Here is a 22,423-nt window from a genome sequence, read left to right as displayed (position 1 = left end):
CGCAGATAGCCCGGGTACCAGCCCGGATGCCCCTGCTGGTCTCATTTCTTCAAAATAAGAGCCGAAGCCATACGGCCACTGCTCAGGTTAAAACCACGGCGCCGGTTGAAGCCTGCGCCGCGGTCGTTACGGGTACAACATTTGCAATTCTTGCGGGTACATCAGTAAAGCAGACTCAGATACCGCTTTGCAGAAGCATGCTGCGAACGTGACCGATAGCCTTGGTAGGGTTCAGGCCTTTAGGGCATACGTTCACGCAGTTCATGATCCCGCGGCAGCGGAACACGCTGAACGGATCGTCCAGCGAGGCCAGACGCTCCTTGGTCTTGGTGTCACGGCTGTCAGCCAGGAAGCGGTAGGCTTGCAGCAGTGCAGCAGGGCCCAGAAACTTGTCCGGGTTCCACCAGAAGGACGGGCAGCTGGTCGAGCAGCAAGCGCACAGGATGCACTCGTACAGACCGTCCAGCTTTTCGCGCTCTTCAGGCGACTGCAGACGCTCGATGGCCGGAGCCGGCGTGTCGTTCTGCAGGAATGGCTTCACCTTCTCGTACTGCTTGTAGAAGATGCTCATATCGACGACCAGGTCACGAATCACAGGCAAACCAGGCAGTGGACGCACGATCAGCTTGTTGTTCTTGACCACAGCGGACAGCGGCGTGATGCACGCCAGGCCGTTCTTGCCGTTGATGTTCATGCCATCGGAGCCGCACACGCCTTCACGGCAGGAACGACGATAGGAGAAGCCCTCGTCCTGTTCCTTGATCAGCGCCAGTACGTCCAGAACCATCAGGTCCTTGCCACCGGTATCGACGTCGAACACCTGAGTGGTAGGCGCCGAGTCGGTGTCGGGGTTGTAACGATAAACTTCGACTTTCAACATGGTAGCCACCCTTAGTAAGTCCGGACTTTTGGTTCGAACGCCGGTACGGTCTTCGGCGCGAAGTTGACGCCACGCTTGGCGACGCGCTTCTCACCCGGGTAGTACAGGGTGTGGCACAGCCAGTTGACGTCATCACGGTCTTCGTAGTCTTCACGGGCGTGGGCGCCGCGGGACTCGGTACGGGTGTTCGCGGCGATCGCGGTCGCCTCGGCGACTTCGAGCAGGTTCTGCAGCTCGAGCGCTTCGATACGCGCGGTGTTGAAAGCCTGGGACTTGTCGTTGATCTTGACGTTGGCGATACGGGTCCGCAGCTGGGCCAGTTGTTCGATGCCCTTCTGCATGTATTCGCCGGTACGGAATACACCGAAGTAGTTCTGCATGCAGCTCTGCAGCTCGCGCTTCAGGCTGGCAACGTCTTCACCTTCAGTACGGCCGTTCAGCGCGTTCAGACGGTTCAGTGCAACGTCGATGTCGGTGTCGCTGGCGTCGGCGTATTCGATACCGTCGGACAGCGCTTTTTCCAGGTGCAGACCGGCAGCACGACCGAACACAACCAGGTCGAGCAGCGAGTTGCCGCCCAGACGGTTGGCACCGTGTACCGATACACACGCCACTTCACCTACGGCGAACAGGCCAGGAATGATCTGGTCGTTGCCTTCGGCGTCCATGGTGATGGCCTGGCCATGAATGTTGGTGGCAACGCCGCCCATCATGTAGTGGCAGGTCGGAACGACCGGGACCGGCGCGACGACAGGGTCGACGTGGGCGAAGGTCTTGGACAGTTCGCAGATGCCTGGCAGGCGGCTGTGCAGCACTTCCTCGCCCAGGTGGTCCAGCTTCAGCATCACGTGGTCGCCATTCGGGCCACAGCCGTTGCCGGCGATGATTTCCTTGACCATCGAACGGGCCACGACGTCACGACCGGCAAGGTCTTTGGCGTTCGGAGCATAACGCTCCATGAAACGCTCGCCGTGCTTGTTGATCAGGTAACCGCCTTCACCGCGGCAACCTTCGGTGACCAGTACACCTGCGCCGGCGATGCCGGTCGGGTGGAACTGCCACATTTCGATGTCCTGAACCGGAACGCCTGCACGCAGCGCCATGCCGATACCGTCACCGGTGTTGATCAGGGCGTTGGTGGTCGACGCGTAGATACGGCCGGCACCGCCGGTGGCCAGTACAGTCGCCTTGGACTTGATGTACATGGTTTCGCCGGTTTCGATGCAGATCGCGATCACGCCGACGAAGGCGCCTTCGGAGTTCTTCACCAGATCGACGGCGTAGTACTCGTTCAGGAAGGTGGTGCCCGCTTTCAGGTTGCCCTGATAAAGGGTGTGCAGCAGTGCGTGGCCGGTACGGTCAGATGCCGCGCAGGTACGTGCTGCCTGGCCGCCTTTACCGAAGTCCTTGGACTGGCCGCCGAACGGACGCTGGTAGATACGACCGGTTTCGGTACGCGAGAACGGCAGGCCCATGTGGTCCAGTTCGAAGACCGCAGCCGGGCCTTCCTGACACATGTATTCGATAGCGTCCTGGTCGCCGATGTAGTCGGAACCCTTGACGGTATCGTACATGTGCCAGCGCCAGTCGTCGTTCGGGTCGGCCGAAGCGATGGCGCAGGTGATGCCGCCCTGGGCGGATACGGTGTGCGAGCGGGTCGGGAAGACCTTGGTGACTACAGCGGTCTTGTGGCCGCCCTGAGCCAGTTGCAGCGCAGCGCGCATGCCCGCACCGCCGCCACCGATGATGATGGCGTCGAACGAAAGTGTATTAATGCTAGCCATGAATCAGATACCCCAAAGAATCTGCACACCCCAGACGAAGTACGCGAACATCGCGACACCGCACGCCGACTGGAACAGGAAACGCACTGCCGTTGCGGACTTGCCCAGCGCCATCGGCGTCAGGTAGTCGGTCGCGACGGTCCACATGCCGACCCAGGCGTGAGCGCTCAGGGCGACCAGGGCCAGCAGGCTGAAGATGCGCATTGCAGTATGGGAAAACAGGCCGTGCCAGGTGGCATAGTCCATGCCAGGGTGCGCGACCACGTATCCGATCAGGAAGATGAAATAAGCCGCGAGAACGACCGCAGAGACGCGTTGCGCCATCCAGTCGTAGAGGCCCGAACGAGAAAGGTTCGTTACGCTGGTTACCATATCCAAACTCCCGCCAGAACGATCAGCACCACGGAAATGGCGATGAGGATTTTCGAGCCCAGCTTGCCGCCTTCCAGCGTCTCACCGATACCCGCGTCCATGATCAGGTGACGAACGCCCGCCACCAGGTGATACAACAGGGCGGACAGAATCCCCCACGCAATGAGCTTGGCCAGAGGACTGGTCAAGGTCGCCTTCATGTCGGCGAAACCTTCTTCGGAGCCCAGCGACACGCTCAAGGCATAGAGCATGAACACGAGACCGATGAAGATGATGATGCCGGAGATGCGATGAAGGATCGACGTGATCGCGGTGATGGGGAGTTTGATGGTCCTTAGGTCTAGGTTTACAGGTCGTTGGCTTTTCACGGCTTTTTTCACACTGAAGAGCCCCTAACAATCAGGGCAAGTTGTTGGGAAGTGCACTGGTCAGGTACCCACTACCCAGGAAGTGACCAACCCCAGAAAACCGGGCCTGAAAGCCCCTGGCGGTCGGACGCCGAGTATAGACAGTTAGCCGCCTAATGACAACGCACCGACCCACCCCTAATGGCTGATTGCTTTAGTGGAATAAAAGGCGTAAATGGCGGGTATTTTCGAGGAAAACCTCGGCTTAAAGCCTTCTGCCACAAGACTTTTGGCAAATTGACTTTAGAATTTATCTCACTATAGTGATGCGGGCCCTGCGTGGGGGGCCTGTCTGATGATTTGAAGCATAAATAGGAGGCCACATGGCTGACAAAAAAGCGCAGTTGATCATCGAGGGCGCTGCCCCCGTCGAGCTGCCCATTCTGACCGGCACAGTTGGTCCCGATGTAATCGACGTACGCGGCCTGACCGCCACCGGACGCTTCACATTCGACCCAGGCTTCATGTCGACCGCCTCATGCGAATCCAAGATCACCTACATCGACGGTGACAAGGGCATTCTGCTGCACCGCGGCTACCCGATCGAGCAACTGGCCGAGCAGTCCGACTACCTGGAAACCTGCTACCTGCTGCTCAATGGCGAGCTGCCCACCGCCGAGCAGAAGGCCCAGTTCGTCGGCAACGTGAAGAACCACACCATGGTTCACGAGCAGTTGAAGACCTTCTTCAACGGCTTCCGTCGCGACGCCCACCCGATGGCCGTCATGTGCGGCGTCGTCGGCGCCCTGTCGGCGTTCTACCACGACTCGCTGGACATCAATAACCCGCAGCACCGCGAAATCTCCGCCGTGCGCCTGGTCGCCAAGATGCCGACCCTGGCTGCGATGGTCTACAAGTACTCCATGGGCCAGCCCATGATGTACCCGCGCAATGACCTGAGCTACGCGGAAAACTTCCTGCACATGATGTTCAACACGCCGTGCGAGATCAAACCGATCAGCCCGACGCTGGCCAAGGCCATGGACCGGATCTTCATCCTCCACGCCGACCACGAACAGAACGCTTCGACCTCCACCGTGCGCATGGCCGGCTCCTCGGGTGCCAACCCGTTCGCCTGTATCGCCGCCGGTATCGCTGCACTGTGGGGCCCTGCCCACGGCGGCGCCAACGAGGCCGTACTGACCATGCTCGATGAAATCGGCGATGTCTCGAACATCGACAAGTTCATCGCCAAGGCCAAGGACAAGAACGATCCGTTCAAGCTCATGGGCTTCGGTCACCGCGTTTACAAGAACCGCGACCCGCGCGCCACCGTGATGAAGCAGACCTGCGACGAAGTGCTCAAGGAACTGGGCATCAAGAACGATCCGCAGCTGGAACTGGCCATGCGCCTGGAAGAGATCGCCCTGACCGATCCGTACTTCATCGAGCGCTCGCTGTACCCGAACGTCGACTTCTACTCGGGCATCATCCTGAAGGCGATCGGCATTCCGACCAGCATGTTCACCGTGATCTTCGCCCTGGCCCGTACCGTCGGCTGGATCTCGCACTGGAAAGAAATGCTCTCCAGCCCGTACAAGATCGGCCGTCCCCGCCAGCTGTACACCGGCGAGCAGGCTCGCGATATCGTGCCACTGGCCGAACGCAAGTAAGCGCACCGCAACAACGAAAAAGGCTGCCAGTGGCAGCCTTTTTTCATTCCCGCAACAACTGTATCGGTCAGCCGATTACTGCGTCGCGCGCTCCCTCAACGCCTTGAGGGTATTGAACGGCGCATCGACCACGAACTTGTTGGCCAGCCACGACGGCACGCTGCCACCCGGCTCCGTGTGCACCTGATAGGTCACTTCGGTCTCGTTCGGGCCCTTGGGTACCAATTTCCAGAAACCCTCGACCTGCGCCACGCGGACGAAGCCTTTTTCTTCGGGGATGTAGTTAGGCTGCCCCAGCAGATTGCGCGTCAGCGTGCCGTCGGCGCCTTCGACCGTGGTGATCTGCAGCACTGAATCTCGCGGCGTGACCGGCCATGGCGTGTTGAACTGGGTGTAGGTCCAGGTCTTGTCGCCTTCGTGCTTGAGCACTTTCTGCGACTTGCATTCATGCACCCAGGCACAGGCGCCCGCCACATCTTCCTGGAGGCTGCGCAGCTTGGCGACGCTGGCCTTGATCGTGGCCACGCCCTGATACGCCTTGTACTGAGAGCCTGAGACGTCACTGAGAGACACCTTGATGCCGTCCTCGTTCTTGGCGACTTTCCAGTCCTCGGCCTGTGCAGCGCCGGCCACCAGTACAGTCAATCCAACTCCAAACGCAATCCGGTACAGCGAACCCATTGTCTTATTCCTTGTTGTCTTAAGTTCTGGTGTCGTTTCAGATGCCTCTACTGCATGCCCTCCTCGCCTCAGGCGACGGATGTGGCCTGCTCCCACCAGCCGATCAAGCGAATCGCTTCTTCGGAACTGCTGCCACAGACTTCGGGATCCGCGCCAAACCCGCCGCACACTGCAGGGCGCTCAGGCCGACCGAAGATCAGGCAGAAACTGTCTTCGGACAACTGCACGCAGCGCACGCCCGCCGGCTTGCCCAGGGGCATGCCGGGAATCGGCGACGAAATGGAGGGCGCAATGCAGCAAGCGCCACAGCCCGGACGGCATTCCATGGAAACATTCTCTTGAGAGACAGTGGGACGACAAGATCTTACCCGCTAAAACGCGCGTTTGAAAATGAGGGATTTTGCCTCAACGACCGCCGGATCACTGTTTGAATTTGAAATCCAGCGCCGCGCCGTCCACGTCCTTGCGCGCCTCATTGCGAAGCTGCAACTGCATTTCATTGCTCAGCAAACGCCCCTGCAGCTGGAAGTCAGAATCGCCACCACCCTCGGGAAACATCTTGGGCAACAGCGGTTTGGCGCCGGGAGACGGGGACTTGGCGCGATTGCCCGCAGTGATCACATTCGGCGGCGGGCTCAGTTGCTTGACCATGTCGGGCGGCAGACTGAGGTCCAGCACAGCCTTGGGCAGGCGGGTTTCCTTGACGATCTGCGAAGCCGGCTTGGTCTTGCTGGCGACCGGCGCGCGATTGGCCACCTCGGCGTTATCCGCTTTGACCTTGGCGGATCTGGCGTTCGCGCTGGGGGTCTTTTTCTCGACGGCTGCGGCTTTGGCCGGCGTGGTGATTTTCTTCGCGGCTTCGGATTTGACCGAATCGGGCTTGCTCGCTGCCACCACTGGCACAACAGCGACATTGGGCGCCAACTGGTGAACGACCGGCGCGGGCTTTTCAGGCGGCTTTTCAGGGGAAGGCACAACAGGCGCAGGCGCCTGCGCAACTTTGGCTTCAGGGACCGCAGCAGGCGCGACAGCAGTGACTTTGGGCGGCGCTGCAGGCGGCTTGTCAGCATCACAGGCACTGAGCAACACCACCAACATCAAACCGACACAGCGTAGTGAATTCATAAATCGAACGGCAGAAAAAAGGCAGAAGCCAATATGCTGGCTCTTTGCATGGCCGCTGACAAGTGAAGGACCTGTCAGCCAGCCCCTTAAAGTTGTGAGAAACGATAGCGACGAGAGTTCACCAGGATTGACCGGCGTCCTGACACAACTGCTTGGCCAGCATGCCCAGCGTCATCAGCGCGCGTTCCGCTTCGCGATTCCACGGCATGCCACAGTTTAGACGAATGCAGTGGTTGAACTGCTCCGTGTTACTGAAAATCAGGCCAGGGGCGATGCTGATGCCCTGCTCCAGTGCGCGGACATGCAGCTCCTGGGTATTCACGCGTCCCGGCAAACTGATCCAGAGAATGAACCCGCCTGCCGGCCGGCTGATCTGCGTGCCCTCCGGAAACATCTGCTGCACGCCCAGCTGGAACGCGCTGACATTCTTGCGGTGTTCCTGGCGGATATAGCGCAAATGCCGGTCATAGCCGCCATTTTCCAGGTAGGACGCCACCGCCATTTGCGTCACGCTGCAGGCCGAGTGAGTGCTGAAGGTCTGCAAACGCTGGATTTCCGCTTGGTATTTGCCGGCGATCATCCAGCCGATGCGCACGCCCGGCGACAGCGTCTTGGAAAAACTCGAACAGTAGATGACCCGCCCCAGCCGATCGAACGCCTTCAGGGCCTTGGTCTTGTTCTGCTCGTACATCAACTCGCCGTAGATATCGTCTTCGATCACCTGAATATCGAAGTCCGACGCCAGGCGCAGCAGCTGTTTCTGGCGCTCTTCGGGCATGGTGCTGCCCAGCGGATTGCTCAGCCGCGAGGTCATTACCAGCGCCTTGATCGACCACTGGTTGGCCGCCAGTTGCAAGGCTTCCAGGCTGATGCCGGTGTTCGGATCGCTGGGGATCTCGATCACTTTCAGGCCCAGCAGGTCAGCCAGCTGCAACAGGCCGTAATAGGTGGGGGATTCGGCAGCAATCAGATCGCCGGGACTGGTCAGCACCCGCAGTGACATCTGCAAGGCGTCGACACAGCCGTGAGTGATGACGATTTCCGAAGGATCGACCACCACGCCCGCATCGCGCATGCGAATCGCCACCTGGCGGCGCAGCGGCTCGAAGCCGGGGCTGAACATGTAATTGAAGGCCCGCGGGCTTTGGAAGCGGGTGACCTTGGCCAATTGCTGATGCAGCGCGCGCAACGGCAGGTAGTCGATGTGCGGCACCGCCGCGCCAAAAGCGAACACCCCTTCCCTGCGCGCCTCGACCAGCACCTGCTGAATAATGCTGGCGCGGGTGACCAGGCCGGGCCGCTCGACCCGGGCGATATCGGGTGTCGGCGCCGTCAGCGCAGGGGTCTGGTGAACGTAGTAGCCGGACTGCGGGCGCGCCCGGATCAGGCCCTGATCTTCGAGGTTGGCGTAGGCCTGCAGCACCGTCGCGTGGCTGACGTTGAGCTGCGAACTCATTTTGCGCACAGAGGGAACGCGCTCGCCGGGCTGATAAACACCCCGACGAATATCCTCGGCCAACTGCTGGGCGATGCGTTGATACAGCAGAAGATTGGTCATTTCGCGTCCCTCGAGATCATTTTTGATGCCTGCACAAACATGGCGCGGCGATCAAAGCGTGAAGATCACCGGAACAGTTGTGAAGTGTACTGGGACAGTTTGGTAGCAGGCTAGCAATACTTGAGTGTGCTGAAAAAATTTATGCGGCATAAGCGCCAAATGACAGGCCGATGCGCACAAAAAAGCCCGACTTTCGCTGAAAAAAGTCGGGCTCGATGACAAAAAACTTAGCGCGCGGTGCTTAAATGGCCTTTTTCGTCAGAAAAAACGATCTCAACCCGGCGATTCTGCGCCCGACCACGCTCAGAAGAGTTCACGTCGACCGGAAACTGGTCGCCGTAACCTTCAACCTGAATGCGCTCGTCTTCGATGCCCAGGTCAGCCAGCACATCGGCCACAGCCTGTGCCCGGTCCCGCGACAACTGCAGGTTTTCCTCGCTGTCGCCGGTGTTGTCGGTGTAACCCTCGATGCGCACCACCCGCTTGGGGTTGAACTGCAGGAACTGCACAACCTTGAGCACCGTACGGTTGGCCGAGATTTTCAGTTCGGCCCGGCCAGTATCGAACAGCATATCGCCCAGGGTCATGACCAGACCACGCTCGTTCTGCTGGGTCGACAGGCTGATGACCTGGTCCTCGGCCCACTTGCCCTGCTGCTGGGCACCGGCCAGCTTGGCCTCGCGCAACGCCAGTTGCAGACGCTGACGTTCAAGCTCCAGCCGCGCGAGCTTTTCCTGATTGAGCAGCAACTGGCTGTGCTCGCTGGCAATCGCGCTGTAGCGGCTGCTCAGGTAGGCGTAATGACTGACATCATCCGAGCTGCCGATGTAGCCGGACAACCGCTCGGCACGCCCGAGCAACTCTCCGGCGCGAATCACGTCCTTGGGCGCGCTGCGCAGTACGTTGGTGTCGTTCTTGATTTTCTGGAAATCGGCATTGGCGCCCTGCAGAGCCTTTTCGCTGTTCTGATGGCCGGCGCAGCCGTACAGGCCGGCACTGGTCAACAGCAGGCACACACTCAGGACTCGCGGGATACGGTTCATTGTGCCGCCCCCAGCTGCTTGCGCAGACGCTCGATGCGCGCGTTTACCTGAGCCACTTGCTCGGCGCTTTTTTCGGTCAGCACGCGGGCCTCGGCCAGGCGCGCATCCAGCTCGGCCTGTTCGGCCTGCATGCGCGCATCCTTGTAGGATTTGTCAGCCATGTCGGCCCGGGCCTGAGTCAACTTGGACTGCGCCGTGGCCATGTCCGCCTGATCGTCCGTGGCACCGACCGCTGTGGCCTGGGATACGGCCTGCTCGGTGAGTTTCATCTGCTCGCTGGGGGCCGGGTCATTGGCGCAACCGAACAACGAAACGAGCGCCAGGGCGGCGAGTGAAAATCTTGTTCTGGAAAGAAAGCTCAAAAAAACATTCCTACTGGTGTGTGGCGCTGCTCGGCTGTTGCAGCTGGGCCTTCCACAGTTCCAGATTGCGGGTCACCGCTTCGCTGGAACGACCGGAAGCCGCCAATTCTGTCATTTTTTTCGCCAGCTGTCCGCGCAGCCAGGGATCGTTGCATGCCGAGTTGAACGACAGCGCCAGATACAGGCCGGGCCGATCCAGCGGCAAGGGTTGCGCCATCAGGTCCTTGGACATGCCCAGGGTCTGGATCAGTGCCATGCCGGCATATCGACCGGCCAGTACAAACTCCACCTGACCGAGCATCAGCTTTTGAAAGGCCTGGGTCAGGTTGGGCTGTTTTTCCAGGGTCAGGTGATCCTTGATGGCGTTTTCAAACGCGGAGGTCACCCGAGTCTTCTCGGACACGGCACCGGGATGGCCTTGCAGATCAGCCAGCGAATTGAACGGCTGCGCCCGCCCTGCCCGGGTCCAGACCATAATTTCATTCTGGGCGATGGGCGGATGAATGAAATCCAGCGACTCCAGCTCCGTGGATTTCAGTGGCGTGTCGGCGAGCAGGTCCATGCGCCCGGTGCGCACCTCTTCCAGCGCCTGGCTGCGCTTGCCGGCGAACAGGAACTCAAGCTTGACGCCCATCTGGCTGGCCGCTTCCTTGAGCAGGTCGGCGTTGGCGCCCATCAGATGCGTGGGGTCCTGCGGGTCGCGCCACAGGTACGGCGGCGCATCCGGGCTGCCAGTGACGACCAGCCGATCGCACTTGCCCGCCGCTACGGCCGCCATCGATGGCAACAGCAGCAACCCGGCCACCAGCGATGTCAGCGTCTGCCTTGGCGACAACATGGTTACATCCTTTTTTCGGCCAATAAAAAACCCGCTCATTCAAAACTGATCAAACCTGCAGTATCGGCAATTGCCAATGACTACCCTTTGAGATCAGCCCGAAACGAACGGGTTCTCTTTATAAGTCAGACGACTGGATTAGACCAGCTTCTCCAACTCAGGTACGGCTTCGAACAGATCCGCCACCAGACCGTAGTCGGCCACCTGGAAGATCGGTGCTTCTTCGTCCTTGTTGATCGCAACGATCACTTTGGAGTCTTTCATACCGGCCAGGTGCTGGATCGCGCCGGAGATACCGACGGCAATGTACAGCTGTGGCGCAACGATCTTGCCGGTCTGGCCGACCTGCATGTCGTTCGGTACGAAGCCTGCGTCGACCGCGGCGCGCGAAGCACCGACGGCAGCGCCCAGCTTGTCGGCCAGGGCGTACAGGTGTTTGAAGTTGTCGCCGTTCTGCATGCCGCGGCCGCCGGAAACGACGATCTTGGCAGCGGTCAGTTCAGGACGGTCGGACTTGGCCAGCTCTTCGCCGACGAAAGCCGATTTGCCGGCGTCATGGGCAGCGCCCACTGCTTCAACGGCAGCCGAACCACCTTCGGCGGCAACGGCGTCGAAGCCGGTGGCGCGAACGGTGATGACCTTGACCGCAGCGGTGGACTGCACGGTGGCGATGGCGTTACCGGCGTAGATCGGACGCTTGAAGGTGTCAGCCGATTCAACCGAGATGATTTCGGAGATCTGGTCGACGTCCAGTTGAGCGGCGACGCGCGGCAGGATGTTCTTGCCATTGGAAGTCGCGGCAGCCAGTACGTGGCTGTATCCCGAAGCGAGCTCGACGATCAGCGGCGCGACGTTTTCCGGCAACTGGTGGGCGTAGGCCGCGTTGTCGGCAACCAGCACTTTGGAAACGCCCGCGATCTTCGCGGCCGCTTCAGCCACGGCGCCTACGTTCTGGCCGGCGACCAGCACGTGAATGTCGCCACCGATCTTGGCGGCAGCGGCAACGGTGTTCAGGGTAGCAGGCGCGACGGCACCGTTTTCGTGTTCAGCGATTACCAGGATAGTCATTTAGATTACCTTCGCCTCGTTCTTCAGTTTCTCGACCAGTTCAGCCACCGACTTGACCTTGATACCCGCGCTGCGTGCAGCAGGCGCTTCGACTTTCAGGGTCTTGTTGGTCGAGGCAGTGGAAACACCCAGCGCGTCCGGCGTCAGGGTTTCCAGCGGCTTCTTCTTCGCCTTCATGATGTTGGGCAGCGACGCGTAGCGTGGCTCGTTCAGGCGCAGGTCGGTGGTGACGATGGCCGGCAGGTTCAACGAAACGGTCTGCAGACCGCCGTCGATTTCGCGGGTCACGGCAACCTTGTCGCCCGACACTTCGACCTTGGAGGCGAAGGTGCCTTGAGCGTAACCGCTCAGGGCCGCCAGCATCTGGCCGGTCTGGTTGTTGTCGCTGTCGATCGCCTGCTTGCCGAGGATGACCAGCTGTGGCTGCTCTTTATCGACAACGGCCTTGAGCGCCTTGGCCACGGCCAGGGAAGTCAGCTCTTCAGCGGTTTCGACGAGGATGGCGCGGTCGGCACCCAGAGCCAGCGCGGTACGCAGTTGCTCCTGGGCGGTGGTCGGGCCGACGGATACGACGACGATTTCGCTGGCAACGCCTTTCTCTTTCAGACGAACCGCTTCTTCCACGGCGATTTCGCAGAAAGGGTTCATCGACATTTTGACGTTAGCGAGATCGACGCCGGAGTTGTCCGCCTTGACGCGAACCTTGACGTTGTAGTCGACCACTCGTTTGACAGCTACAAGAACCTTCATGGATTCCTCGTTACTCTCCGGTGAAAAGAAAATCGCCCGGCCCTGCCCGGCGATGGGTACACGTCAGTGTAAAGAACACCTCTGAAAACAGCGTATTCGTCGTTGCTTAACGGTGAGTTCGGCAAAAAACAACCGATCCCCCCGCGTAATCCAAGCCAGCACAGGACCATGCGTGTAAACTGCACAGCGCCTGAAATGCCCGGCCACAAGGGTAAACGGGCGGGCCGGCAACACGGCTTTCAGAGGTATTCCATTCGCCAACGGCTAGCCTTCGGCGAGCGCAAAACCGCCCGTATCTTGACCGGAACGCCTGGTCGGGTCAATACGACAAAAACGCCAGTCACAAGTCGCGCCCCTATGTTTTATCAGGGTTTCAGCCATTTCAAACAAACGTTTGTATTGGACCTGCAAGGTGGTGTAGATATAATGCGCCCCTTTGAGATGACGCTTGGGTGACAACGCCCCCAAAGCGCCAGTTTTTAGCTTCTTATAAAAAAATACCGTTGTGCCTTGATCAGGAGAGAGTCAGTGGAACGCGAATTTATGGAGTTCGACGTCGTCATCGTCGGCGCAGGCCCCGCCGGGCTGTCTGCCGCATGCCGTCTGAAACAGAAGGCCGCCGAAGCTGGCCAGGAAATCAGCGTCTGCGTGGTGGAAAAAGGCTCGGAAGTCGGTGCCCATATCCTCTCCGGCGCCGTGTTCGAACCACGCGCACTGAACGAACTGTTCCCTGACTGGAAAGAACTGGGCGCCCCGCTCAACACGCCCGTCAAAGGCGACGATATTTATGTGCTGACCAGCAGCGATGCCGGCACCAAGGTTCCGGGCATGTTCGTGCCCAAGACCATGCACAACGAAGGCAACTACATCATTTCCCTGGGCAACCTGTGCCGCTGGCTGGCGCAGCAGGCCGAGAACTTGGGCGTGGAAATCTACCCCGGCTTCGCCGCCCAGGAAGCGCTGATCGACGAAAACGGCGTGGTGCGCGGTATCGTCACCGGCGACATGGGCGTGGACCGCGAAGGTCAGCCCAAGGACGGCATGTACACCCCGGGCATGGAGCTGCGTGGCAAGTACACGCTGTTCGCCGAAGGCTGCCGTGGCCACATCGGCAAGCAACTGATCAAGCGCTTCAACCTGGACAGCGAGGCCGACGCCCAGCATTACGGCATTGGCCTGAAGGAAATCTGGGAAATCGACCCGGCCAAGCACCAGCAAGGCCTGGTGGTGCATACCGCCGGCTGGCCGCTGGACGTGATGGGCACCGAGAACACCGGCGGCTCGTTCCTTTATCACCTGGAAAACAACCAGGTGGTGGTCGGCCTGATCGTCGACCTGTCCTACGCCAACCCGTATCTGTCGCCGTTCGACGAGTTCCAGCGCCTCAAGCATCACCCGATCCTTGCGCAGTACCTGGAAGGCGGCAAGCGCGTCAGCTACGGCGCCCGCGCCATCTGCAAGGGCGGCCTGAACTCGCTGCCGAAAATGGTCTTCCCCGGCGGCGCGCTGATCGGCTGCGACCTGGGCACCCTGAACTTCGCCAAGATCAAGGGCAGCCACACCGCGATGAAGTCCGGCATGCTGGCCGCCGAGTCGGTGGCCGATGCGCTGCTGGCAGGCAGTGAAGGCGGCGACGCGCTCGACACCTACGTGCAGGCGTTCAAGGGCAGCTGGCTGCACGAAGAACTGTTCGCCAGCCGCAACTTCGGCGCGGCGATCCACAAGTTCGGCCCACTGCTGGGCGGTGCCTTCAACTACATCGACCAGAACTGGTTCGGCGGCAAGATCCCGTTCACCTTGCACGACAACAAGCCGGACTACGCCTGCCTGAAGCTGGCCGCCGACTCGAAGAAGATCGAGTATCCAAAGCCTGACGGCAAGCTGAGCTTCGACAAGCTGAGTTCGGTGTTCATCTCCGGCACCAACCATGAAGAAGAACAGCCGTGCCACTTGAAGCTGAAGGACCCGAACATCCCGATCAGCGTCAACCTGCCCAAGTACGACGAACCGGCGCAGCGCTACTGCCCGGCGGGTGTGTATGAGGTGGTGACTCAGGAAGATGGCAACAAGCGCTTCCAGATCAACGCGCAGAACTGCGTGCACTGCAAGACCTGTGACATCAAGGACCCTTCGCAGAACATCACCTGGGTGACCCCGGAAGGCGCAGGCGGGCCGACTTACCCGAATATGTAACCGGCGCTCACCCCCCCCTGTGGGAGTGAGCTTGCTCACGAAAGCTGACGACATAACGCTGAACCAGCGTCTGCATACAGCCCCTTCGTGAGCAAGCTCACTCCCACAAGGATTGTGCCATCCCCTCGCACGTCACTCCTCAAGCGGACGCCTTCAACTGCGCACCCTCCTCCCCCGGGCTGCGGTCGAAATAGCGCTTGTACTCGCGGCTGAATTGCGAGGCGCTCTGATACCCCACCCGATGGGCCACCTGCCCCACCGCCAGGCCTTCGCCGATCAGCATCTGCTGCGCCTTGAGCAGACGCAGGCGTTTCAAGTACTGCACCGGGGACAGCATCGTGCTGCGTTTGAAGTGCTCATGAAACGTCGACACGCTCATGTTCGCGCAACTGGCCAGTTGCTCGACGCTCAAGGCCTCGCTGTAGTGATCGCGCAGGTGGTGCAACGCCACGGCAATGCGGGCGAAATGCCCCTGCTGTTCGACCAGCGCCCGCAGCACACCGGCCTGCGGCCCACGCAGCGCCACGTACAGCACCTCACGCACCCGGGCGGCGCCCATCACCTGCGCATCCAGAGGGTCATGCAGGCACTGCAGCAGGCGCTCCACGCTCTCGCGCATCGACTGATCCAGCTCGGCCGAACTCATGGACTCCGGCGTCTGCGCCTTGACCGTGACGTCCGGCGCCTGCCCCATGGCCTGCACCAGTTCACTGAGCATGGTGCGATCAATCGACACCGCAACGCCGTACATGGGCTCTTCCTCGGTGGCGAAGGTCTCGCACATGAACGGCACCGACAGCGCCTGCACCAGATAGTGACCTGCGCCATATTCCAGGGTACGCGCCCCCAGCCGCGCGAGTTTGCTGCCCTGGGCGAGGACCACCAGGCTCGGCTCGTAAATCTGCGGGCTGCTGGCCGAGTAGTGATTCCAGGACAGCACCTGCACGCCGTCGACCCGGGTGTCGACGAAGCCGGGACGGATGGCCAGTGGTTTGATCAGGGACACCAGCAAGGCGTTGGCGTCAGAGTGAAGCGTCAGGGACATGGGGCAACCAGGCAGAGGATCAGACACTGGCATGATCGCAGATCTGCGCCTGCGCGCATCCCCTGCCGATCAAGGTTCGGAGGAATAGGCATGACTCACGTAGAAACGGACATGGCCGCACCCGGCCCTGCTGCGCACAATGCACCGCCTCAACACTCAGCACTTTGCGAGGCATCACATGTACACAGCTATCGGTTACGCCGCCCAGTCGGCCACGGCTCCCCTCGCCCCCATGACTTTCAACCGTCGCAGCCCGCGCCCTGACGACGTTGCCATCGAGATTCTGTACTGCGGCGTGTGCCACTCCGACATCCACCAGGCACGCAACGAGTGGGGCATTGCGGTCTACCCGCTGATGCCGGGCCACGAAATCGTCGGCAAGGTCACTGAAGTAGGCGCCAACGTGACCCAGCACAAGGTCGGCGACCTGGTCGGTGTCGGCTGCATGGTCGACTCTTGCCGCCATTGCGAAGCCTGCGCGGCGGACCTGGAGCAATACTGCCTGGAAGGCCCGACCCTGACCTACGCCACGCCGGATCGCGTCGACGGCAGCAACACCATGGGCGGCTATTCAAACAGCATCGTGGTCAGCGAACACTTCGTGGTGCGCATTCCGGAGAAACTCGACCTGGCCTCGGCCGCGCCGATTCTCTGCGCCGGCATCACCACCTACTCGCCGCTCAAGCATTACGGCGTCAAGGCCGGTGACAAGGTCGGCGTGCTGGGCATGGGCGGCCTGGGCCACATGGGCATCAAGTTCGCCAAGGCCATGGGCGCGGAAGTCACCCTGTTCACCCGTTCGGCGAGCAAGGCCGAAGAAGCCCGCCGTCAGGGTGCCGATCACGTGATCGTCTCCACCGACGCCGAGCAGATGAAGGCTGCGGCCGGTCGTTTCGACTTCCTGCTGGACACCATTCCGGTGCAACACGACCTCAACCCCTACCTGGAAACCCTGCGCTTCGATGGCGTGCACATTCTGGTGGGCCTGATCGAGCCGATCGACCCTGCGGTCCACGCGGCCAATCTGGTGATGAAGCGTCGCGTACTGGCCGGTTCGTTGATCGGCGGCATCGCCGAGACTCAGGAAGTGCTGGATTTCTGCGCCGAGCACGGCATCAGCTGCGACATCGAGATGCTCGACATCAGGAACATCAACCAGGCTTACGAGCGCATGATTGCCGGTGATGTGAAATACCGGTTCGTGATTGATATGGCGACGCTCAAGGCTTAATCCCCGCGCCCCTGTGGGAGCAAGCTTACTTGCGAATGCGGTCTGCCATTCACGTTGATGGCGAATGACAGATCCCATTCGCAAGCAAGCTTGCTCCCACAGGTTTTGTTTTACCCACCCAACTCTGCCGACAACCGCGCCGCCACGGCCTTGATCACCGGCACCAGCTCGGCCATCTTCTCCAGCGGCATGTAAGGCACGGTACTGGCAATGCTGATCCCGGCCACGATGCCCTTGCTGGCATCGCGAATCGGCGCTGCCACGCAGCGAATCGACGGTTCGTTGTCTTCCAGATCGAACGCATAACCGCCCTTCACATACTCGTGCATGCGCTCGCGCACCTGCTCCCAAGTCTGCTCCTGATGCGCGGGCCACTGCGGGTTTCTCGCCACCTCCGGCACGCTGATGTCGTACAGCCGCTGCCACTCGCTTTGCGGGCTGTCCAGCAGCAGCGCCTTGCCGATACCGGTGCGTGCCAGCGGCATGCGACGCCCCACCCGCGAACGCATTTCCGGGCCATTGCGGCCGGGATTCTTGTGCAGGTACAGCACCTCGTCGCCATCGCGAATTGCCAAGTGCACGGTGTCGCCGGTCAGCGCCGACAACTCGTCCAGATACGGCTGCGCCAGCATCGCCAGCGGCAACTCTTCGCGCGCCTGAAAGCCCAGCTCGATCAGCTTGGGGCCCAGCAGATAGCCCACTTGCGGCAGCACCCGCAGGTAGCGCTCCTCCACCAGGCAGCTGGCCAGTCGATGGGTCGTACTTCGCGTCGTGCCGATCAGCCGCGCGATCTCCTTGAGGTCCCGCGCGCCGCTGGCCACCGCCTGCACCACGCCCAGGCCGCGCAGCAGCGTTTGCGTGCCGGTGGGAGCGGCTTCTTTGCCAGCACCAGTGTCTGAGGAAGGTTGCATATCACGCCTTATCGAATCGGAAAGCTGGCGGCATTATCGTCGCCAGCCTTTATCCATACCAGCCGTTACAGCTCGATGCGCTCGACCTTGCCCACCAACAGGATGTAGGAAAGTGCACCGAGCAATGCCAGAACGGCGATGTAGGTGATGGCCGGGGCGAACGACGCGCCGGACGCCAGAAAGCCGATCACGATCGGCGTCGCGATCGCCGCCAGGTTGCCGATCAGGTTGAACGTGCCGCCGGTCAGGCCCAGCAGACGCGCCGGGGCCAGGGTCGAGACCAGCGACCAAGTGATCGACGCCAGGCCATTGCCGAAGAACGCCAGTGCCAGGAACATGATCACCAGCGGCGTGGACTCGACGTAGTTGGCGCCGATGATCGAGGTGGAAATCAGCAAGCCGGCGATGATCGGCAGCTTGCGGGCAAAGCCCACGCTGTGGCCGCGACGGATCAGCCAGTCGGAGAAGAACCCCGAACACAGTACGCCGACGAAGGCGGCGAGAAACGGCAGCGACGCCAGCAGGCCGGATTTGATGAAGTCCATGCCACGGTATTTCACCAGGTAGGTCGGGAACCAGGTGAGGAAGAACCACAGCGTCGAGTTCAGGCAGAACTGGCCCAGATAAATGCCCCACAGCTTGCGCTTGCTGAGCACAATGCCCAGATCGCCCCATTTGAAACCGGCCTTCTCTTTGGCCGTGTCTGTCTGGATATCCACCAGGCCGCCGCCGTCCTTGATCAGCTCGATTTCGCCCTGATTCACGCCCTTGAAATCACGCGGCTCACGATAGACCGAATACCAGATCACCGCCCACAACACGCCGACGGCACCGGTGGCGACGAACACCATGTGCCAGCCGAATGCGGTCTGCAGCCAGGCCAGCACCGGGGTGAGGAACGCAAGGCCCACGAACTGCCCGGAGGTGTAGAAACCCACGGCCGTGGCGCGTTCTTTTTCCGGGAACCAGGCGGTGACCACGCGGCTGTTGATCGGGTACGCCGGGGCTTCGAGCGCGCCGACCGCCATGCGCAGCAGGAACAGGCCGATGAAGCTGCCGACGAAGCCCAGGAAGATGGTCGCGATCGACCACAGGGCCAGGGCGACGGTGTACAGGATGCGTGGCGGCACGCGGTCCACCAGCCAGCCGCCGGGCAGTTGCATGGCGGCGTAGGTCCAACCAAACGCCGAGAAGATCAGGCCGACGTGCACCGGATCGATGCCCAGCTCGCTGGTCAGTGCGGGCGCGGCGATGGAGAGGTTGCTGCGGTCCAGGTAGTTGATCACCACGGTGATGAACAGCAGGACCATGATGAAAAAGCGCTTTCGGGTAGGCGTGGCGGTGACCGCCCGCGCCTCTTGCAGGGTCTGTGTGCGCATGGGAAAGGTGCCTCTTTTTATGTTTATGTGAGGTCTGGATGAATAGGGGTGCCTATACGTACGTCTTCGCGAGCAAGCTCGCTCCCACATTGGTTTTGAGGTGTCGCGCACATTGAAGGCTTATGCACGCCCTGTGGGAGCGAGCTTGCTCGCGAAGGGGTCGACGCAGGGCTTGCGTCAACCCCCGATTCGACTCACCACTCGGCAAAACTGCCATCGGCATGGCGCCAGATCGGGTTGCGCCAGCGATGGCCGACCGCGGCACGCTCCTTGACGTATTCCTCGTTGATCTCGATGCCCAGCCCCGGACCGTTAGGGATCTTGACCATGCCCTTCTCGTAGTCGAAGACCGCAGGGTCCTTGACGTAATCGAGCAGGTCGTTGCTCTCGTTGTAGTGAATGCCCAGGCTCTGCTCCTGAATGAACGCGTTGTAGCAGGCGGCATCCAGCTGCAGGCACGCCGCCAGGGCGATCGGACCCAGCGGGCAATGCAGCGCCAGCGCCACGTCGTAGGCCTCGGCCATGTTGGCGATCTTGCGGGTTTCGGTGATGCCACCGGCGTGGGAAGCGTCCGGCTGGATGATGTCGACGTAGCCTTCGCTCAACACGCGCTTGAAATCCCAGCGCGAGTACAGACGCTCGCCCAGGGCGATCGGCGTGCTGGTCAGCGGCGCCAGTTCCTTGAGCGCCTCGTAGTTCTCGCTGAGCACCGGCTCTTCGATGAACATCAGCTTGAACGGATCCAGCTCCTTCATCAGCACCTTGGCCATGGGTTTGTGCACCCGGCCATGAAAATCCACACCGATGCCGACGTTGGGGCCGACCGCGTCACGCACGGCGGCGACGTTCTCCAGCGCCAGGCTGACCTTGTCGAAGGTATCGATGAACTGCAGCTCTTCGGTGCCGTTCATCTTCACTGCGGTGAAGCCCCGCCCTACTGCTTCCTTGGCTGCGCGCGCGGTGTCGGCCGGGCGATCGCCGCCGATCCACGAGTACACGCGAATCTTGTCGCGCACCTGGCCGCCCAGCAGGTCGCTCACCGAAACGCCCAGCGCCTTGCCCTTGATGTCCCACAAGGCCTGGTCGATACCGGCCAGCGCACTCATGTGCACCGCGCCGCCACGGTAGAAGCCACCGCGATAGAGCACGGTCCAGATGTCTTCGATGTTGCGTGGGTCTTTGCCGATAAGGTAGTCGGACAATTCATCAACGGCGGCAGCCACCGTGTGCGCGCGCCCTTCGACCACCGGCTCGCCCCAGCCTGTGACGCCCTCGTCGGTCTCCACTTTCAGGAAACACCAGCGCGGCGGGACGATGAAGGTCGTGAGTTTGGTGATTTTCATATCGATCTCTCTTATTCGAAGACGCTGTCCAATAGCCCCGCGTCCGGCGCGGGTGCTTGCAAATGATCAAGCCTGCGCGGGCCGGTACTGCTTCCACGCCGCCACATACTGTGCGGCCCGCTCGGCGACGTCGGCTGCGCTCATGCCCGGCTTGAACAGCCCCGAGCCCAGACCAAAGCCGCGTACACCGGCGTCCAGAAACACTTTCATGTTGTCCGGGGTAATGCCGCCGACCGGCAGCAGCACCGTGCCTGCCGGCAACACCGCCAGCCAGGCCTTCACCACGGCGGGGCCCATCTGCTCGGCGGGGAACATTTTCAGCACGTCCGCGCCCTCGGCCAGTGCAGCAAAGGCTTCGGTCGGCGTGGCCACGCCCGGGGACAGGAACAAGCCTTCGGCCTTGGCCGCGCGCAGTACCTGAGGATCGCTGTGAGGCATGACAATCACCTGCCCACCGGCTTCCTTGACCTGCCGTACCTGCTCCGGCGTGAGCACGGTACCAGCGCCGATCAGGCAATCGGCGGGCAGGTTCTGACGCAGCAGACGGATGCTGTCGTACGGTTGCGGGGAGTTGAGCGGGACTTCGATGACGCGAAATCCGGCCTTGTACAGGACTTCACCGATGGCTGGGGCTTCTTCGGGCCGCAGGCCGCGCAGGATGGCGACCAGGCCGTTTTGCGCCAGGGCTTGTTTGAGCATTTCAGTTCTCGACAGAAAGGGGCTGGCCTGCGGCCGCCGAATGGGAAGAAATCAGGCCGGCCTGCAACGCCACCTGCCACAGGCCGCGTTCGGTGGCCTGTTCGGCCAGGGTTACCTGGGGAAAACCGTTGGCGTCGAGGGCGCGCTGGTAGCGCTCCAGCAATGGGCCACTGCCAATCAGGATCACGCCGGGCAGGTTCGCCCCGCCACTCTTGAGCAACTGCGCCAGGGCGACGACTTCATGGCCGATCAACAGCCCTGACAGGTAGTCGGGCTGCGCAGCGCCGGACAGCTCACCGGTCAGGCCCAGGGTCCGGCAGCTGAAAATGGTCGACAGCGGGCCGGCGGCGCCATGCGCGGACTGCGCCACCTGCACGCCACGGTCGAAGGCGGCCGCGTCAAACGCGTCGCTACGCTGCATGGTGCGGCCCAGGATGGTGTGGCTGGAAAGCGCAGCGAAGACCTCGCCGGTCATGAAGGTATCGAAATGCACGATGCTTCCTTCGGCCGCCCTCACCCACTTCGAATGGCTGCCGGGCAGGCCGATCAGCAATGGCTTTTGCGCCTCGCTTGCGGGCAGCGCGCTGAGAATGCCCAGCACCTGGGTCTCTTCGCCGCGCATGACGTTGGGCAGCGCCGAGCGTTGCAACACACCGGGGATGATGTGCAGATCCACGCCACGCAGGCTGCGCACCTGAACAAGGCCTGCGCTCAGGGCCGCAACGCTGGCGGGCGTCTGCTGATACGGCGCCTCGCGCCAGCCCTGGGCGCTGCCGACCATGCCGCAGACGATCACCGGCAAGCCCGGCTGGGCATCGAGCCAGTCACCACAGGCCTGGTCGAAAGCCAGTTCGAAACCGTCGCTGCACAGCTGCCCCGCCACCTGACGCGGCGCGGACGCCAACTGCATGATGCCCGCGGCGAGCGAGCGTTGTTCCAGCACCCGGCCGTTTTCGCCGAGCCGATACGCGCGAAGGGACGTCGTGCCCCAGTCGAGCGCAATCAATTGCGCCTGCATGGCTTCACCTGATTGTTATTGAAGAGTGAATGCAGGCGGACTATAAACCCGAATCGCGACTTATCTCAATATGTAAATTTCAATCCCATATATTGGGATTTTGCCTTTTGCGACAAACGTACC

At 61.3% G+C, this 22,423-nt stretch carries 22 protein-coding genes; 3 read left to right on the top strand and 19 right to left on the bottom strand.

Going from position 1 to position 22,423, the window contains the following annotated elements; genetic code table 11:
• Nucleotides 1-175: 175 nt before the first annotated feature.
• From AC1MEK_RS12770 to sdhC, 4 genes are read right to left on the bottom strand one after another with little or no spacing between them, the layout of a single operon-like run.
• Complete coding sequence (locus AC1MEK_RS12770) at nucleotides 176-880, bottom strand: succinate dehydrogenase iron-sulfur subunit (protein ID WP_480396643.1); 705 nt, start codon at nucleotides 878-880, stop codon at nucleotides 176-178.
• A gap of 11 nt (nucleotides 881-891) precedes the next feature.
• A complete protein-coding gene (sdhA, locus tag AC1MEK_RS12765) occupies nucleotides 892-2,664 on the bottom strand; it encodes a succinate dehydrogenase flavoprotein subunit (protein WP_480396642.1) in 1,773 nt (590 codons plus the stop codon).
• A 3-nt stretch (nucleotides 2,665-2,667) separates the two neighbouring features.
• Nucleotides 2,668-3,036, bottom strand: coding sequence for a succinate dehydrogenase, hydrophobic membrane anchor protein (sdhD, locus tag AC1MEK_RS12760; RefSeq protein ID WP_480396641.1), 369 nt, complete (start codon nucleotides 3,034-3,036; stop codon nucleotides 2,668-2,670).
• A complete protein-coding gene (gene sdhC / locus AC1MEK_RS12755; RefSeq protein WP_480396640.1) occupies nucleotides 3,030-3,416 on the bottom strand; it encodes a succinate dehydrogenase, cytochrome b556 subunit in 387 nt (128 codons plus the stop codon). The genes sdhD and sdhC overlap by 7 nt, the downstream gene beginning before the upstream one ends.
• Nucleotides 3,417-3,766: 350 nt before the next feature.
• Between sdhC and gltA the strand changes: the two genes are divergently transcribed.
• Nucleotides 3,767-5,056: a citrate synthase gene (gene gltA, locus AC1MEK_RS12750; protein ID WP_480396639.1), complete on the top strand. Its 1,290-nt coding sequence runs from the start codon at nucleotides 3,767-3,769 to the stop codon at nucleotides 5,054-5,056.
• A gap of 75 nt (nucleotides 5,057-5,131) precedes the next feature.
• Here gltA and AC1MEK_RS12745 read toward each other — a convergent pair whose 3' ends face one another.
• From AC1MEK_RS12745 to AC1MEK_RS12705, 9 genes are all read right to left on the bottom strand, one after another.
• Nucleotides 5,132-5,737 carry an START domain-containing protein gene (locus AC1MEK_RS12745; protein ID WP_480396638.1) on the bottom strand — a complete coding sequence of 202 codons (606 nt, stop codon included), beginning with the start codon at nucleotides 5,735-5,737 and terminating at the stop codon, nucleotides 5,132-5,134.
• A gap of 68 nt (nucleotides 5,738-5,805) precedes the next feature.
• Nucleotides 5,806-6,063, bottom strand: a complete 258-nt coding sequence (locus tag AC1MEK_RS12740; protein ID WP_480396637.1) for a YkgJ family cysteine cluster protein — start codon at nucleotides 6,061-6,063, stop codon at nucleotides 5,806-5,808.
• Nucleotides 6,064-6,157: 94 nt separating this feature from the next.
• Complete coding sequence (locus AC1MEK_RS12735) at nucleotides 6,158-6,862, bottom strand: translation initiation factor 2 (RefSeq protein WP_480396636.1); 705 nt, start codon at nucleotides 6,860-6,862, stop codon at nucleotides 6,158-6,160.
• A gap of 118 nt (nucleotides 6,863-6,980) precedes the next feature.
• On the bottom strand, nucleotides 6,981-8,420 hold the full coding sequence (locus tag AC1MEK_RS12730) for an aminotransferase-like domain-containing protein (RefSeq protein WP_480396635.1): 1,440 nt from the start codon (nucleotides 8,418-8,420) through the stop codon (nucleotides 6,981-6,983).
• A 227-nt stretch (nucleotides 8,421-8,647) separates the two neighbouring features.
• Nucleotides 8,648-9,463 (bottom strand): OmpA family protein, encoded by an 816-nt coding sequence (locus AC1MEK_RS12725; RefSeq protein WP_480396634.1) that lies wholly within the window; start codon nucleotides 9,461-9,463, stop codon nucleotides 8,648-8,650.
• Entirely contained in the window at nucleotides 9,460-9,825 is a 366-nt protein-coding gene (locus AC1MEK_RS12720) for a DUF4398 domain-containing protein (protein ID WP_480396633.1), read from the bottom strand. The genes AC1MEK_RS12725 and AC1MEK_RS12720 overlap by 4 nt, the downstream gene beginning before the upstream one ends.
• A 10-nt stretch (nucleotides 9,826-9,835) precedes the next feature.
• Nucleotides 9,836-10,660 carry a substrate-binding periplasmic protein gene (locus AC1MEK_RS12715; RefSeq protein WP_480396716.1) on the bottom strand — a complete coding sequence of 275 codons (825 nt, stop codon included), beginning with the start codon at nucleotides 10,658-10,660 and terminating at the stop codon, nucleotides 9,836-9,838.
• Nucleotides 10,661-10,801: 141 nt separating this feature from the next.
• Nucleotides 10,802-11,731: an electron transfer flavoprotein subunit alpha/FixB family protein gene (locus tag AC1MEK_RS12710; RefSeq protein WP_480396632.1), complete on the bottom strand. Its 930-nt coding sequence runs from the start codon at nucleotides 11,729-11,731 to the stop codon at nucleotides 10,802-10,804.
• On the bottom strand, nucleotides 11,732-12,481 hold the full coding sequence (locus AC1MEK_RS12705; protein ID WP_480396631.1) for an electron transfer flavoprotein subunit beta/FixA family protein: 750 nt from the start codon (nucleotides 12,479-12,481) through the stop codon (nucleotides 11,732-11,734).
• Between the two features lie 528 nt (nucleotides 12,482-13,009).
• Here AC1MEK_RS12705 and AC1MEK_RS12700 point away from each other — a divergent pair.
• Nucleotides 13,010-14,674, top strand: coding sequence for an electron transfer flavoprotein-ubiquinone oxidoreductase (locus AC1MEK_RS12700; protein ID WP_480396630.1), 1,665 nt, complete (start codon nucleotides 13,010-13,012; stop codon nucleotides 14,672-14,674).
• A 139-nt stretch (nucleotides 14,675-14,813) separates the two neighbouring features.
• Here AC1MEK_RS12700 and AC1MEK_RS12695 read toward each other — a convergent pair whose 3' ends face one another.
• Nucleotides 14,814-15,719 carry an AraC family transcriptional regulator gene (locus AC1MEK_RS12695; RefSeq protein WP_480396629.1) on the bottom strand — a complete coding sequence of 302 codons (906 nt, stop codon included), beginning with the start codon at nucleotides 15,717-15,719 and terminating at the stop codon, nucleotides 14,814-14,816.
• A 178-nt stretch (nucleotides 15,720-15,897) separates the two neighbouring features.
• Here AC1MEK_RS12695 and AC1MEK_RS12690 point away from each other — a divergent pair, with 178 nt between their 5' ends.
• Nucleotides 15,898-16,950 (top strand): NAD(P)-dependent alcohol dehydrogenase, encoded by a 1,053-nt coding sequence (locus AC1MEK_RS12690; RefSeq protein WP_480396628.1) that lies wholly within the window; start codon nucleotides 15,898-15,900, stop codon nucleotides 16,948-16,950.
• 110 nt (nucleotides 16,951-17,060) lie between these two features.
• On the opposite strand, the gene AC1MEK_RS12685 is transcribed toward AC1MEK_RS12690, so the two are convergent.
• The 5 genes from AC1MEK_RS12685 to AC1MEK_RS12665 all read right to left on the bottom strand — a co-directional run bounded on the left by AC1MEK_RS12685 (nucleotide 17,061) and on the right by AC1MEK_RS12665 (nucleotide 22,300).
• Nucleotides 17,061-17,861, bottom strand: coding sequence for an IclR family transcriptional regulator (locus AC1MEK_RS12685; protein ID WP_480396627.1), 801 nt, complete (start codon nucleotides 17,859-17,861; stop codon nucleotides 17,061-17,063).
• 65 nt (nucleotides 17,862-17,926) lie between these two features.
• Nucleotides 17,927-19,240, bottom strand: a complete 1,314-nt coding sequence (locus AC1MEK_RS12680; RefSeq protein WP_480396626.1) for an MFS transporter — start codon at nucleotides 19,238-19,240, stop codon at nucleotides 17,927-17,929.
• A 194-nt stretch (nucleotides 19,241-19,434) separates the two neighbouring features.
• Nucleotides 19,435-20,583 (bottom strand): galactonate dehydratase, encoded by a 1,149-nt coding sequence (dgoD, locus tag AC1MEK_RS12675; protein ID WP_480396625.1) that lies wholly within the window; start codon nucleotides 20,581-20,583, stop codon nucleotides 19,435-19,437.
• 66 nt (nucleotides 20,584-20,649) lie between these two features.
• The gene (locus AC1MEK_RS12670; protein WP_480396624.1) at nucleotides 20,650-21,282 is read right to left on the bottom strand and encodes a 2-dehydro-3-deoxy-6-phosphogalactonate aldolase; all 633 of its coding nucleotides are present in this window, start codon (nucleotides 21,280-21,282) and stop codon (nucleotides 20,650-20,652) included.
• 1 nt (nucleotide 21,283) lies between these two features.
• The gene (locus AC1MEK_RS12665) at nucleotides 21,284-22,300 is read right to left on the bottom strand and encodes a 2-dehydro-3-deoxygalactonokinase (protein ID WP_480396623.1); all 1,017 of its coding nucleotides are present in this window, start codon (nucleotides 22,298-22,300) and stop codon (nucleotides 21,284-21,286) included.
• Between the last annotated feature and the right edge of the window lie 123 nt (nucleotides 22,301-22,423).

The organism is Pseudomonas sp. 2 (assembly GCF_056627435.1).
This window is presented reverse-complemented; position numbering and strand designations above follow the sequence as displayed.